Source organism: uncultured Cytophaga sp., assembly GCF_937863595.1.
Lineage (GTDB): Bacteria > Bacteroidota > Bacteroidia > Cytophagales > Cytophagaceae > Cytophaga.
Window position 1 is genome coordinate 1 of record NZ_CALMGQ010000177.1, and the last position, 14,285, is coordinate 14,285.

The following is a 14,285-nucleotide window of genomic DNA, read 5'->3' on the forward strand; positions in this document are numbered from 1 at the left end:
TAGGTCGCTACCAAGCAACCGAATACAATATGGAATGGGAGTCGTTTATGTCAAAAACAGGATTTACTCAAGAAGAATTTGTTTCTAGAATGATAAGCAGAAGACCCGTAGTAAAAGAAAACTTCGAAAAAAATGGCTTGATGTTGGGTTTATGGGATACCTATCGGATTAAATATTCATGGCGACCAAAGTTTGAGTTTCCTGAAGGAAGTATTTCTGAGCTGATTCGGTTAAGAATGTTTAATGGAGAATATGAAGTATTATGGGGAGACAGATTCGTTAAAAACTCATTTGAAAAACGTGCCATAACCAATAGATGCAACCTGTTATGGACAGATGAAACTGGAAAGGAATATGGTGCCGAAGTTACGTTTGATGAAGCAGAAATATTCGAAGCGTTCAAACTTATTTATGCAAAAGACAAAGAGCAAGATGCGGAGTTGGTTATCAAATATAATGATACACGTACATCCTTAGAATTTTATTTACGCAGTAAATCCGAAGAAATTGAACTAGAAAAAACCAAAGTGAGTATTTTTAAACGAACCTAGTGAAAAATATTCTTTTCTATTTTATGATTTCATCGCTGCTACAGTTTATTGTTTCAGCATGCTCGCCATCTAAAACAAGTATGCAGAAAGAAACTATGAGTACACAGTTAGAATACGCATCGGGCATCTGCGCACCAGAATTATATCCAGTACGAGTGCATAAAGGAGATTTTTATACAGCGGACGATTGGCTTCCATTGACTAAAGGTGGTGTTGTAGAAGCTGGTTGGGGTGATAATGGAATGAATATGAGTAGAAGTGGTATTATCCCGACTGGTTTTAAGGTTACCTATTTTTCTTATATGGAAAATAAATTTTACAAAGGAGATTTTGCTTTACCTTCAGATGCAATACGGGATTTATTTAAGGAGGGTATGATTGGTTATAGAAGTAAACGCTACTCTACCTATGATGCTATGATTGTGGGCATGGCACCAGGTGGGGTATTGGTTGTTTGGATGCAAGGAATAGATAAGCAGATTGAAATAGGTAGGTATCAAGCAACCGAAACGGATATGGAATGGGAACATTTTATACCTAAAACGGGATTTACTAGAGATGAATATGTTACCAATTTGATTAATAGAAGGCCTGAAGTAGTTGCCAACTTCCAAAAAAATGGTTTGATGTTGGGCTTATGGGATACCTATCGGATTAAATATTCATGGCGTCCAAAATTTGAGTTTCCAGAAGGAAGTAAGGTTGAAGGTTTTGAATTAAGAATGTATATTGGAGAATATAATTTTATTTGGGGGGATAGATTGACTAAAAATGATTATGAAAAACGCGCAATAACTACAAGTATGGATTTGTTGTGGGCCGATGAAACAGGTCAAGATTTTGGAGCTGATATATACTTTGATGAAGCAGAAATCTTTGAAGCCTACAAACTTATTTATAGAGACGATAAAGAACAAGATGCAGAATTGGTTATCAAATACAATGATACACGCACTTCATTAGAATTTTATCTACGCAGTAAATCAGAAGAAATAGAACTTGAAAAAATGAAAGTGAAAATCTATAAACGTACTTAGTGAAAAATATTCTTTTCTATCTTATGATTTCATCGCTGCTACAGTTTATTGTTTCTGCATGTTCGCCATCCAAAAGAAGTGTACATACAGATTTTCGGCCACCATTAGAATACGCATCGGGCATCTGCGCTCCCAAATTATATCCAATACGAGTACATACAGGAGATTTTTATACAGCGGACGATTGGCTGCCATTACCCAATGGAGGATTTGTAGATGCTGGATGGGGCAGTAATGGAATGAATATGAGTAGAAGTAGTATTATACCTACCGGGTTTAAGGTTACCTATTTTGCCTATATGGAAAATAAATTTTATACGGCAAATTTTGCTTTACCCTCCGATACCATACGAAGTTTATTTAAAGAAGGGATGATTGACTATTTGACAAAAAAATATGATACCTATAGAGCCATGATTGTAGGAATGGCTCCTGGGGGAGTTTTGGTGGTTTGGATGCAAGGGTTTGATAAGCAAGTAGAAATCGGTCGCTATTTAGCGACAGAAACAGAAATGAATTGGGAGTCTTTTATACCAAGAACAGGATTGACAAGAGAAGAATATGTGTTTAATTTAATTGATAGAAGACCAGTAGTAAAAGAAAACTTCCAAAAAAATGGATTAATGTTAGGTTTATGGGATACCTATCGGATTAAATATTCATGGCGTCCGAAGTTTGAGTTTCCCGAAGGAAGTATTTCTGAGCTGATTCGGTTGAGAATGTTTAATGGGGAATATGAAGTTTTATGGGGAGATAGATTTGTTGAAAATTCATTTGAAAAACGTGCTATTACCGAAAGATGCAACCTGTTATGGACAGATGAAACTGGAAAGGAATATGGCGCCGAAGTTACGTTCGACGAAGCCGAAATATTTGAAGCGTTCAAACTTATTTATGTAAAAGACAAAGAGCAAGACGCAGAATTGATTATTAAGTATAATGATACGCGTACATCATTGGAATTTTATCTGCGCAGCAAATCAGAAGAGATTGAACTTGAAAAAACGAAAGTCAGTATTTTTAAACGTACCTAGTGAAAAAAATCCTTTACTATCTTATGATTTCATCGGTGTTACAGTTTGCACCTCTTAATCAATTATATAAAAACGTGCTCTAAATAATTAACTGTATTATTATTATTTTTACTTCAAACAAGTACTCAGACCTATTTTAATTTATTTGAGTGCTTGTTTGAATATTAGTAAAAATCAAAACATTCTTTTTAAATTTGAGTTGAGACCCTACTATAATTTATTTTTTCATCCTTATATGTACATTCATATGCTTTCAAAATTTATATAAGTTCTTGTTAACATAAGATAACAAATTCTTAAACATTATGGAATGTAATTTATTGACCATATATTGTATAAAAATGATGTGTTTTTGAAATTTTAAAAGATAAGCGCTTATTAATTATTTAGTTATATTAAATGATTGCTTTTCTTTAAATGTGCGAACGAAGGTTGTTTCGTATGTTATAAACGATTAAATAGTTTTCTATTAATCTTTTATAACTAAAATTTCATACTAATTCATTTAATAAAAGCCAATTAAGAAATGAAAGAACAAATTTTGAATTATTTATCACGGATGGATCTCTTGCAAAAAATAGACATCCTCCATGTGGTAGAAATCATTTTTGCTATATTAATTACTGCATCGCTAACATTTTTTATCTGGGGGAAATTAAAACCCGAAACGAATCTCAAAGAACTAAAATCACGCACCAATTCGTGGTGGGTGATGGTATTTCTATTTATTGCTGCAGTATTACTGGACAGGATGATTACATTTCCTGCGCTTGCATTACTATCCTTTGTTGCATTTAGAGAGCTATACTCCATGATCGGTTTTCGGGATGTGGACAGAAGACCCATCTTTTGGGCATTCTTAGCAATTCCTGTCCAATATTATTTGGCCTACATCGGTTGGTATGAACTCTTCATCATCTTTATACCCGTTTGGATGTTCTTATTTATACCTGTTCGCATGGTGATTGCAGGTGAAACGACTGGTATCATTAAATCCATGGCTTCCTTACAATGGTCCTTAATGATTACCGTGTATGGTCTTAGTCATTTGGCCTACTTTTTAGCCTTGCCCGAGGCAACAAATCTAAGCGAAGGGAAAAGTTTTATAAACGGTGGACAAGGTCTATTGCTATTCGTGGTGTTTCTAACAGAAATCAACGATGTACTCCAATTTATGTGGGGTAAAATGTTAGGCAAGCATAAAATTACGCCTTCTGTAAGTCCGAATAAAACGTGGGAAGGCTTTATTGGCGGTGTTCTTAGTACAACAGTCATTAGTTATTTTATTGGCTTTTTAACTCCATTAACAGATATGCAAGTTGTTCTTGGGGGATTCATTATTGGCTGTACCGGCTTCTTTGGTGACATCGTAATGTCTGCTATAAAAAGAGATATTGGTGTTAAAGACACGGGTAGTACTATACCAGGCCATGGTGGAGTTCTAGACAGAATTGATTCGCTTACCTATACTGCTCCGATATTTTTTCACTTTGTATACTACATCGTATTTTAAATGAAAAGAATCGTTTTAATTCTTAGTTATGGGTATCTAATTCGTTACTTCCTTCGAATCATCGTAGGGGTGAAGTGTTCGGATACGTCCTTTTTGAAAAAGGAAAAACAATTTATACTCATTGCAAATCACAACAGTCATTTAGATGCCATGTCTATTATGGCTTCCATGCCGAAGTCGATTGTACATAATGTGCGACCTGTTGCAGCCCAAGATTACTTTGGTAAAACAAAACGCCAAGAATGGTTCAGCAATTATTTTATCAATACCTTATTGATTCAGCGCAAGCACGATAAAAGTTCGATACAAGATTCGCCCATGCATAAAATGGATGAAGCGCTTAAACAAGGTTTTTCATTGATTATTTTCCCCGAAGGTTCGCGTGGAGAGCCAGGTGTCGCGCAGGAATTTAAAGCGGGTGTTGCGATGTTGTTGTTACAGAATCCTGAAATTCCATATATACCCATTTACATGAAAAACATGGGGAAGGCTATGCCTAAAGGGGATAGTTTAATTGTGCCGCACGAAAGTACTATTGTATACGGTACACCAAATAAAATCACACATTTCACTGTCGACGAAATTCTGGCGTGTATGAAACAAGAAATGGAAGTCCTTCGCCAATCCTTAGAAAATACAAAATCATGATTTCAATTTATTCATTAAAGCCAAAGTTTCAAGCCTTGCTCAAACCCATCCTGGAATTTTTGCATCGCAAAGGAGTTACTGCCAATCAAATTACAATGACTTCTGTTTTTTGGTCCATAGGCATTGCTATCTGCTTTTGGTATGCAGATCAATATTCCATTCTGTTTCTTGCCTTACCTATTGGTTTATTTGTACGCATGGCATTAAATGCCTTGGATGGTATGATGGCACGCGTTTACAATCAACAATCTAAAAAAGGAGAAATATTAAATGAATTGGGAGATGTTATTTCAGACATCGCCTTGTTTTTTCCACTCTTGAAATTCGAATCACAAGCAATCTATGCCGTTGTTGTATTTATATGCTTAAGCATCATCAATGAATTTGGAGGCATACTCGCAAAGGTTGTATCTGGAGACCGTCGCTACGATGGACCTATGGGCAAAAGCGATCGTGCATTTATGATTGGTTTGTATGGCTTATTGAGTTTTTTAGGCGTACATACATCGAGCTATTCGATTTATATTTTCGCGGCATTAATTCTATTATTAATACTCAGCACGTTTACTCGACTAAAAAAATCCTTGCTCATTATTAAAAAATAGACCACAATAACTAGGAAACCACCAAATCGCAGGGGATATGGTTTAGGATAACACATTGAAAAATCAGTATAGAAATAATTAACTTTTTATTAAATCAGATATGGAAAAAAATAGAATAGCTTCGGAAAATACGTTTGTTAGTCACGATGGACAAGCAATTTTTTACCGCAATTGGAAAGAAACGACTCCAACAGCAGCAAAACGTGCAATTGTATTACTACACCGGGGACACGAACATTCAGGTCGAGTAGAGCATATTGTAAATGAATTGAATATGCCTGATACTCCGTTCTTCGCATGGGATGTACGTGGTTGTGGCCGTACAGAAGGTACGCGTGGTTATGCCAGTAGCTTTATGACTTGGGTTCAAGATTTAGATCAGTTCATTCAACACATACATCATACGCAGGGTATACCCGTAGAAAACATTGTTGTAATTGCACAGAGTGTAGGAGCTGTCATTGCAGCAACGTGGGTACACGATTATGCACCAAAGATTAAAGCCTTAATCTTAGCTTCGCCTGCTTTTAGCGTGAAGTTGTATATTCCTTTTGCAGTAGAAGGGATTGCTTTATGGCAAAAAATGGCAGGTAAGTTTTTTGTAAAATCCTATGTAAAAGGAAAACACTTAACGCACGATACAGAACGCGCTGCTTCCTATCATACAGACCCCTTGGTAGCATTGCCGATTGGCTCAAATGTCTTGTTGGATTTATACACCACCTCTGATCGTGTGATTGCAGATGCTGGTGCGATTGTTACACCCGTACAAATGCTGATTTCGGGAGATGATTTTGTTGTTCGTAGAAAACCACAAGAAGAGTTCTATACAAATTTGAGTTCCTCTATTAAAGAAAAACATATTCTAGAAGGATTCTTTCACGATACCTTGGGAGAAAAAGATCGTGCACAAGCATTTGATAAAATCAAAGCCTTTATTGCAAAGGTAGAATCCGCCAATGCACATACCAATTTATTGGATGCCGATAAGAAAGGATATACCTTCAATGAATACCAAGAATTATTAAAACCCAAAGCATCTTCTTTTTCCAAACAAGTAAGTTTTGCCTTAACACGCGGCTCAATGAAATGGATGGGTAAAAATGCTTCCAAAGGATTGAAAATTGGTGTCGAAACGGGTTTTGATTCTGGTAGTTCCTTGGATTATGTATACCTCAATAAAGCACAAGGATTAGGCTTGTGGAAATACATAGGCTTAGGAAAAGTAATTGATCGAGGGTATTTGGATAGCATCGGTTGGCAAGGGATTCGTGCCCGTAAACAAAACCTTGAAAAGCTTATTGGTAAATACATTGATGTGTTGAAGAAAGACGGACAATCTGTTCGTATCATGGATATTGCTTCTGGACATGGTCGCTATATTTTAGATGCCATACAGCCTAAACGCAATGATGTAGAAGCAATTTTATTACGCGATTACAGCGATATCAATGTAAAGGCAGGTAGTCAAATGATCTTAGATCGTAATTTAAGTTCAAAGGCGCAGTTTAAAAATGCCAATGCATTTGATGAAGAAAGTATTGCTACAGAAGAAATCAAACCAACAATTGGTGTTGTTTCAGGAGTATATGAATTGTTTTCAGACAATAGTTTGTTGCAAGCATCTTTAAAAGGATTTAGTAGAGCAATACCACAAGGAGGCTATTTGATTTATACCAATCAACCTTGGCATCCACAAGTGGAGCTTATTGCGAGAACATTGAATAACCATTCAGGCGAAGATCGCTGGGTTATGCGTCGTCGTACACAAGCAGAGATGGATCAGTTGGTGGCACAAGCTGGTTTTGACAAGATTGAACAATTGCAAGACGAATGGGGCATTTTTACCGTTTCGGTTGCACGCAAAAAATAAATACAATCACATTTAAGAATGAAATGGCTACAAGTAACGCATATTACTTGTAGCTTTTTTTAATAATTTATAACCTACGCATGCAAAACACGACAGAAGTTCCTAAAATACATTGGCTTAGTGGATTTATTTGGTTGGCTATATTAGCACCTTTATTTTTTATTGTATACGGCTGGGCAAATACCTATTCTGCAGGCTTACCTGTAGATGGAGTAAAGGAGTTTGTATATGATTGGGAGCGGCATATTCCGTTCATGCCTTGGACGATTTTACCGTATTGGAGCATTGATTTTTTATATGGAATATCCTTATTTCTTCCTTTAACAAAATTTGCGCAACGTCAACATGCCTTGCGATTATTGGTGGCAACACCGATTGCTGCTGCATTCTTTTATTTTTATCCCTTAACCTTTTCTGGCGGCAGACCCGATGCAGAAGGTTTATGGAAAACCTTGTTTGATGCATTATTGGGTTTTGATAAACCCTTTAATCAATCGCCCTCACTACACATTATTTTATTGGTTATTATCTGGCAAATCTATTTGCCACAGTTTAAAAGAGTAGGGAAGTTATTGTGGAATGTTTGGTGCTTTTTAATTGGCATCTCTGTACTTACTACATTTCAACATCACTTTATTGACATCCCCGCAGGCTTTTTAGTGGGCGTTGCAATTTGTTTTATATTTCCTTTGGTAAAAGAACATCAATGGAAATGGAATCAAATGAAAATAACGAAACTATCTCGCTATTATTTGATTGCTGGTATTATACTATTAATAGGCGCGATGTACGCATCTTTTTGGCCCGCCTTAATCTTACTTTGGATTGGATTTTCCATGCTGGTAATTGGTTTGGGCTATCTGAATATGGGTGCTATTGTTTTTCAAAAGCAGGATAACGGAGCGTTTTCTTTTGCAGCAAAAACAATACACTTACCATATCGTACCATTAGTAAAACCGTTCGGTATTTCTTCTTTCCTTCGTACAAAGAGCCTCAGAAAATAACAGATAATCTATATCTAGGTGCGTATGGCATGGATCATATGACTCCTTGTGATGCCATTTTTGATGTATGTTCCGAATACGAACGAGCAAATTATACGAAAGAACATTATGTAAATTATCCACTGATAGATTTACAGGTGCCTTCAATAGATGAGCTTAAGATTGGGGTAGAGAAACTCGATGCCTTATTGCAAAACAATCGAGTGGTATTTATTCATTGTGCTTTAGGTATGTCACGGAGTGCAATATTGGTAATGGGTTGGTTACTGTATTCTAAAAAGGTACGGTCTGTTGAAGAAGCCATTCACTATTTTAAAGAACATAATTTCAAATCGAACGTATCTGAAAAACATATTGCGATGTTACATATGTATTCTAAACAAATTGCTCAATGACCGATCAAGAACGCAATATATGTCAGGTTGCATCTGCAGCCTTGTTGGGATTTAGCAGATTGGGTTTTGTAGTATTTATTACCACACCAGCACTATTCATACTGTTGCAACATAAAGAGGTAGAGTTGTTTCATATGATAGCGATAGCGGTCTTTTTAGTTTCAGTATGCATTGTTGCATTAAAAAGTTGGCATATTTATTTTGATGCATTGTTATTTAAAACACTCGGATTAGGAACTGCAGGGATAGGAGAGATTGATTTATTGTTATTGAAAGTATTTAAAAAAGATATTCAAGGTAAACCATTAACCGAGCGAATAGATGCCTGCTATGCATTATCTCGCAAGTTGTTTATTCTTGTTGGTGTACATGTATTGTTGTTTATAAGCATACTTATTTATTTACTGAATACGTAAATTTAGTGTTGCTTAAATTGAGCACTAAATTTCCATTCTGTCATTTATCTACAGGTTGAAATAAATGGATAAACGTATTCCAGGAGCACAACAATTGATATTATAAAAAAACAAAATTTACGTTTGTAATCTTATGTACATTGTTTTTGACTATTTAAACTCCTTAAGTCTGTTTGCTGTATTTCTATTGTGTTTAATAGAAAATATCTTTATTGCGTTTAGCGCAATTTTTATTGGATTTGCAGTTGATGGTTTACTAAAGCAAATGAAACAATTGGTTTCAATCAAAGAACTCTATTGGGGACTTTCTACTATTTTTTTAAATACCGTTGTAACGTTTACAGGTTATCTATTATATAAATATAACTTCATTCAATTTGAATTGGGATTTACTATAAGTGATTTTGTCGTAGATTTTATACTATTATTTATAGCGATGGATTTTTTGATGTATGTATTTCATTATATAGCCCATAAAATTTTATTTCTCAATCAATTCCATGAGCTGCATCATGAGTACGATTCACCCACAGCGTTTTCATTATTTGTGCTACATCCTATAGAAGTAATGGGTTTTGGAAGTATTTGGTTGATGTTATTATACCTAGGCGAATTTTCTTTCTATGCAATTATGGCCTATCTAATTTTGAATGTAATGATGGGGATGATTGGTCATCTGAGAAAAGAATTTATACCTGATTTTCTTAAAAATAACACGATGTTTAAGTGGATTGCGAATACCGGTTTTCATGTCGAACATCATCAAAACGATGTACACAATTATGGTTTTTACACGAAGGTTTGGGATCGAATATTTGGGACGTTGAAATAAATAAAATTATTGAATTGTTATTTAATTTCAACAATCCCAGTCATAACGTATTATTTTACTGCTACAATCTGTATATAACTTCCATTTAAATAGTTCAGATTTAAAGTACAAGTATTATTATTTACAATTCCCTTGCTTGAAAAATTAAACGAAGATTGATCTAACATTATAATCACTTCCATTTTTTGTAATTGTCATTTTATCTATAACAATGTCTGTCGAAGAACTATTCGCATAATCAATAATAACTTTCACTGTGTTTTTATTGAATTCGTAACAATCACATAGTCTCAATAACGAGCTATTAACAGTTATAATGCAATGTCGTTTCCTTAAGAGAATTTAGAGTGATAAAAACCTTCGTTTTTTTTCACTCTTGTATAAGGGCTCTAATAATAAAACCATCCGACCAACGGAAATTTACTCGGATTGCTGTTCAAAAATATTCGTTCATTCCTTTGATGGTTGATTACGAACATATTCAAAGAGGTTCATGGTTTTGTAATTCTATTTATTAATCTGTTAAAAGTTCTAACTGCATTTGATTTAACGTATTGAAACGAACATTCGATATTTGTACTATTCTACTATTCTATCAACAGTTAGGTAACTGTATGGTAACAGTATGGGAACTGTATGGCTAATGTATGGGGAATGTATGAAAATGAATAATATGATGTTTAATTGAATACAGCCTATTAAATGCGTAAAGGCAGTTTGTGCAAAAAAGGGGTTTTGCATCAGGATTGTATTATTTTAATAAAATTAAATCACTGGCTTTTCCTTAAGAGAATTTAGAGTGCTGATATCCTTAGTTTTGTAGTTGTTTCAAGCTTGAAAAAGAGAACTCTGATAATTTTAAATCCTCGTACTAAGAAAAAGTGGTCGAACGACTGTTCAAAATGAATGTATTTTTTATTTCCCTTTTAGGGAAACGACATTATTAGGTATTTGGAAATCACTTTCCATCACCAACCTGTTACCAATAAGCCACGAGCAGCTTTCTCTGTACATTTTTGGTATGTTGTATAGGCACGCGCAGCTCTGGTTCTTATAGACTCATTGCTTTCGTTGTTTACATATCCACTAAGTGCGTCGTGTAAGGTATATGCTTCCGGGCACATCAATCCTGTAGTCCATATAATAGGATTGGCTTTTGCTGGTTTGATGTAGGGTGAAAAATAGTTTTTACTGATGCAGGCTAAAAGAATACAATCACGTGTTTTGCCATCGGTATTTTCAACTGCATCCGATAATTTAAAATCCATTAATCCATCGTGTCCGATATACGATACAAGTTTTGCATTGCCCTGAATACCAATAGTGGTTGTATTTACAGTCATGGTAGCTTTTTTTTGCCCTGAACAACTAAAAAGAAAATCTTGTGTACACGTTTTTATGTATTTTCCATTGTATGCATCTGCAACCAAATAAACGTTTTTAGTTTTGTGTTTAAAGACTAAGCGTTCAAGCACTATGCTATCCATCTTCATTGATTTAAGTAGCGTCCATTCATTGCTTTTCTTGAAAAAGGTTTTAATACCATAGGCACACCCCCAATATAAATTATTAAATGGATCTTGACCATTACCTATTAAGGGAGGTACGGGTACAATGCCTTGATACCTATTGTCGCATAAGGCTACGAATACATGTATAGTTGTAATAGTTGTATCGAAGTGAGCATGTTGTACTTCTAATGCTTTTACGGGAGTACCAGTAAGGGATTTATTAATCAGTTTTAACTGCGCTTTGAAACAAACAACTATTAAACAAATGACTATTAGATGTAGTTTCATACGCTTTTAATTTTGAAACTGTTTTTTGTTACGAATACAATTTTGAGTATGTATATTAATTTTTTTATTCTTGAACTTTGATCGGGACATTAATGAGAACACCATCGTGCTGTGTCAATTGAATCATACATGTTCGATTATTTTTCCATTCGAAATGTATCGTTTGTTTATTGATTTCGTCTGCATAAAATTCTTGATATACTTTAGACGTTTCTCCCTTGTAGGTCATTTCAATATCCAACAACCAGGGATCCAATGAACTTGTTCTTTTACCTTGAATGGATATTTTCATTTCCTTATCCGCAGAGTAAGATTCAATCGATTTACTGATTTCTTTTGAACAAGAGCTGAGTATTGTTACGAATACTACCAATATTACTTTCCAGAGTGTCGTTTTCATCGCTTTTTTTTATACATAAGGAAGTAAAACCCCAAAAGATACAGTCTACAAATAAAAAATGTGTAAATATTTCATTTCTTGTATGAATCTGGATAAAATTCTTTTTTCCACAGAACCTTACACAAAGTCTATATGTTTTGCTTCCAAAGCTAAAATTCACGAAATTGAAAATCTATAATATTTAAGCCCTATGTCAGTCGAAAAAGTATCTTGTTTAATTATTGGTTCAGGTCCAGCTGGGTATACTGCAGCAATATATGCATCACGTGCAGGTTTAAAGCCTGTTATGTATCAAGGAGCTCAACCAGGAGGTCAGTTGATGATTACAAATGATGTTGAAAATTTCCCTGGTTATCCAGATGGTGTAGTTGGTCCAGAAATGATGGAACACTTTAAAAAACAAGCGGAACGTTTTGGTACGGATGTACGATATGGTACTATTAGTTCTGTTGATTTTACAGGTCCTGTACATAAAGTAACAGTTGATGAAAAACTTGTGGTTGAAGCAGATACGATTATTATATCTACAGGAGCAGCAGCAAAATGGTTGGGAATAGAATCTGAATCACGTTTGAATGGTCGCGGTGTATCTGCATGTGCAGTATGTGATGGCTTCTTTTTTAGAGGTCAAGATGTTGCGATTGTTGGTGCAGGAGATACGGCTTGTGAAGAAGCGAGTTATCTAGCAAAATTGTGCAAGAAAGTATATATGCTTGTACGTAAAGATAAATTTGTTGCTGCATCTGTAATTATGCAACAACGTGTATTGAATACTCCTAATATTGAAGTGTTATTCAGTACTGAAACCGATGAAATATTAGGTAAAGAAGATGTAGAAGGTATGCGTGTTCGTAATACTGTAACTGGCGAATTGCGCGAAATTGCAGTATCCGGATTCTTTGTTGCAATCGGACATAAACCCAATACAGACATCTTTAAAGGTTGGATTGATATGGATGAAAATGGATATATCAAAACAATTCCTGGTACTTCAAAAACGAATATTGAAGGGGTATTTGCTTGTGGAGATGCACAAGATCATGTATACCGTCAAGCAGTAACAGCTGCAGGTACTGGTTGTATGGCAGCCTTAGATTCTGAAAGATATTTAGCTGCAAAAGAAGCAGTAACAGCATAAATAATAAGACATGCGTATATTCCTATTTATATTCTTTTTTGGTTTTTTGTTGTCTGTTCAAGCACAACATCCCAAAAAAGGAGATAAAGACTTTGATAAAACTCAAGCTCCAGCAGTTGAGTATAAAACACCCAATATGGACGATATTCTCTTTACAGATGAAATCGTTGATACAGTAGCAGGTGGTATACAAACCAATTATAGTTTTGATGCTGAAAAGGATTGGACAATGATTGAAGAAGATACGGCTGCTTGGGAAGAAGGAGAAGAAGTTGGTGAAGATGAATTTGTTGTTGTAGAAGTAGAAGAGCAACAGCGATTTGATTCCACATGGGTTACCATTGCTCAATATTACTCTGTTTGGGATACCCGTTCAATAGATCCGTATAAAATTGACCCATCAGATTTTAAGGATACCATTTCAATGGTATTGTACGATTCATTGGAAGGTCATTATTGGTCCATGCCTTTAAGTCAAAGTAGAATCAACTCCAATTTCGGTATGCGTTCACGCTGGCATTATGGTACAGATCTACATCTTGAAATTGGAGACCCTGTTATGGCTGCATTTGATGGGATTGTTCGGATTGTACAATACAATGCCGGCGGTTATGGATACTATATTCTGGTGCGTCATTATAATGGATTCGAAACATTATATGCCCATTTAAGTAGACAAGATGTTAAAGTGGGACAAATTGTAAAAGCCGGCGAAGTTATCGGTTTAGGTGGTAATACAGGTCATAGCAGTGGCCCACATTTACATTTTGAAGTACGTTATGCTGGTAATGCTTTCAATACAACCTATATGTATGATTATCCAAATCATCGATTACGAACTGCTAATTTCTCTTTATTGCCAGAGCATTACGCGTACGCTAAAGAAGCACGTAAAGTATATTATCATACCGTAAGGTCTGGACAAACATTAAGTACAATTAGTAGAAAATACGGCGTATCTGTTTCTCAAATTTGTAAGTTGAACCACATTACTACACGTACAGTTATCAACGTTGGTAGAAGATTACGCATAAGATAG

13 protein-coding genes and 1 pseudogene are annotated in these 14,285 nt (G+C 35.2%); 12 read left to right on the forward strand and 2 right to left on the reverse strand.

Going from position 1 to position 14,285, the window contains the following annotated elements; translation table 11 throughout:
- The 10 genes and pseudogenes from Q0543_RS15295 to Q0543_RS15340 form a co-directional block, all read left to right on the forward strand.
- A pseudogene (locus Q0543_RS15295) lies at positions 1–551 on the forward strand (hypothetical protein); the annotation flags it as partial.
- 80 nt (positions 552–631) lie between these two features.
- A complete protein-coding gene (locus Q0543_RS15300; RefSeq protein WP_299255053.1) occupies positions 632–1,588 on the forward strand; it encodes a DUF2931 family protein in 957 nt (318 codons plus the stop codon).
- A gap of 23 nt (positions 1,589–1,611) precedes the next feature.
- A complete protein-coding gene (locus tag Q0543_RS15305) occupies positions 1,612–2,622 on the forward strand; it encodes a DUF2931 family protein (RefSeq protein ID WP_299255056.1) in 1,011 nt (336 codons plus the stop codon).
- Between the two features lie 526 nt (positions 2,623–3,148).
- The gene (locus tag Q0543_RS15310) at positions 3,149–4,135 is read left to right on the forward strand and encodes a phosphatidate cytidylyltransferase (protein ID WP_299255059.1); all 987 of its coding nucleotides are present in this window, start codon (positions 3,149–3,151) and stop codon (positions 4,133–4,135) included.
- Positions 4,136–4,783 (forward strand): lysophospholipid acyltransferase family protein, encoded by a 648-nt coding sequence (locus tag Q0543_RS15315; RefSeq protein WP_299255062.1) that lies wholly within the window; start codon positions 4,136–4,138, stop codon positions 4,781–4,783. It begins immediately after the preceding gene.
- Positions 4,780–5,388 (forward strand): CDP-alcohol phosphatidyltransferase family protein, encoded by a 609-nt coding sequence (locus Q0543_RS15320; RefSeq protein WP_299255065.1) that lies wholly within the window; start codon positions 4,780–4,782, stop codon positions 5,386–5,388. Before Q0543_RS15315 ends, Q0543_RS15320 begins: the two co-directional genes overlap by 4 nt.
- Before the next feature lie 100 nt (positions 5,389–5,488).
- The gene (locus Q0543_RS15325) at positions 5,489–7,261 is read left to right on the forward strand and encodes a bifunctional alpha/beta hydrolase/class I SAM-dependent methyltransferase (protein WP_299255068.1); all 1,773 of its coding nucleotides are present in this window, start codon (positions 5,489–5,491) and stop codon (positions 7,259–7,261) included.
- A gap of 80 nt (positions 7,262–7,341) precedes the next feature.
- Entirely contained in the window at positions 7,342–8,661 is a 1,320-nt protein-coding gene (locus Q0543_RS15330; RefSeq protein ID WP_299255071.1) for a phosphatase PAP2/dual specificity phosphatase family protein, read from the forward strand.
- Positions 8,658–9,077, forward strand: a complete 420-nt coding sequence (locus Q0543_RS15335) for a hypothetical protein (RefSeq protein ID WP_299255074.1) — start codon at positions 8,658–8,660, stop codon at positions 9,075–9,077. Before Q0543_RS15330 ends, Q0543_RS15335 begins: the two co-directional genes overlap by 4 nt.
- Positions 9,078–9,210: 133 nt before the next feature.
- Positions 9,211–9,909, forward strand: a complete 699-nt coding sequence (locus Q0543_RS15340; protein WP_299255077.1) for a sterol desaturase family protein — start codon at positions 9,211–9,213, stop codon at positions 9,907–9,909.
- Positions 9,910–10,877: 968 nt separating this feature from the next.
- Here Q0543_RS15340 and Q0543_RS15345 read toward each other — a convergent pair.
- Positions 10,878–11,708, reverse strand: coding sequence for a hypothetical protein (locus Q0543_RS15345; protein ID WP_299255080.1), 831 nt, complete (start codon positions 11,706–11,708; stop codon positions 10,878–10,880).
- Positions 11,709–11,772: 64 nt separating this feature from the next.
- Positions 11,773–12,108, reverse strand: coding sequence for a hypothetical protein (locus Q0543_RS15350; RefSeq protein ID WP_299255083.1), 336 nt, complete (start codon positions 12,106–12,108; stop codon positions 11,773–11,775).
- Between the two features lie 190 nt (positions 12,109–12,298).
- Here Q0543_RS15350 and trxB point away from each other — a divergent pair, with 190 nt between their 5' ends.
- Both trxB and Q0543_RS15360 read left to right on the forward strand, forming a co-directional pair.
- Positions 12,299–13,246 carry a thioredoxin-disulfide reductase gene (gene trxB / locus Q0543_RS15355; protein WP_299255086.1) on the forward strand — a complete coding sequence of 316 codons (948 nt, stop codon included), beginning with the start codon at positions 12,299–12,301 and terminating at the stop codon, positions 13,244–13,246.
- 10 nt (positions 13,247–13,256) lie between these two features.
- Positions 13,257–14,285 carry a M23 family metallopeptidase gene (locus Q0543_RS15360; RefSeq protein ID WP_299255089.1) on the forward strand — a complete coding sequence of 343 codons (1,029 nt, stop codon included), beginning with the start codon at positions 13,257–13,259 and terminating at the stop codon, positions 14,283–14,285.

What these genes read in the sequence shown, in the direction of transcription:
- Q0543_RS15335 (WP_299255074.1), top strand. Translation starts at nt 8,658, where the DNA reads ATGACCGATCAAGAACGCAATATATGTCAGGTTGCATCTGCAGCCTTG.
- Q0543_RS15320 (WP_299255065.1), top strand. Translation starts at nt 4,780, where the DNA reads ATGATTTCAATTTATTCATTAAAGCCAAAGTTTCAAGCCTTGCTCAAA.
- Q0543_RS15310 (WP_299255059.1), top strand. Translation starts at nt 3,149, where the DNA reads ATGAAAGAACAAATTTTGAATTATTTATCACGGATGGATCTCTTGCAA.
- Q0543_RS15360 (WP_299255089.1), top strand. Translation starts at nt 13,257, where the DNA reads ATGCGTATATTCCTATTTATATTCTTTTTTGGTTTTTTGTTGTCTGTT.
- Q0543_RS15340 (WP_299255077.1), top strand. Translation starts at nt 9,211, where the DNA reads ATGTACATTGTTTTTGACTATTTAAACTCCTTAAGTCTGTTTGCTGTA.
- trxB (WP_299255086.1), top strand. Translation starts at nt 12,299, where the DNA reads ATGTCAGTCGAAAAAGTATCTTGTTTAATTATTGGTTCAGGTCCAGCT.
- Q0543_RS15350 (WP_299255083.1), bottom strand. Translation starts at nt 12,108, where the DNA reads ATGAAAACGACACTCTGGAAAGTAATATTGGTAGTATTCGTAACAATA.
- Q0543_RS15345 (WP_299255080.1), bottom strand. Translation starts at nt 11,708, where the DNA reads ATGAAACTACATCTAATAGTCATTTGTTTAATAGTTGTTTGTTTCAAA.
- Q0543_RS15305 (WP_299255056.1), top strand. Translation starts at nt 1,612, where the DNA reads ATGATTTCATCGCTGCTACAGTTTATTGTTTCTGCATGTTCGCCATCC.
- Q0543_RS15300 (WP_299255053.1), top strand. Translation starts at nt 632, where the DNA reads ATGCAGAAAGAAACTATGAGTACACAGTTAGAATACGCATCGGGCATC.
- Q0543_RS15315 (WP_299255062.1), top strand. Translation starts at nt 4,136, where the DNA reads ATGAAAAGAATCGTTTTAATTCTTAGTTATGGGTATCTAATTCGTTAC.
- Q0543_RS15330 (WP_299255071.1), top strand. Translation starts at nt 7,342, where the DNA reads ATGCAAAACACGACAGAAGTTCCTAAAATACATTGGCTTAGTGGATTT.
- Q0543_RS15325 (WP_299255068.1), top strand. Translation starts at nt 5,489, where the DNA reads ATGGAAAAAAATAGAATAGCTTCGGAAAATACGTTTGTTAGTCACGAT.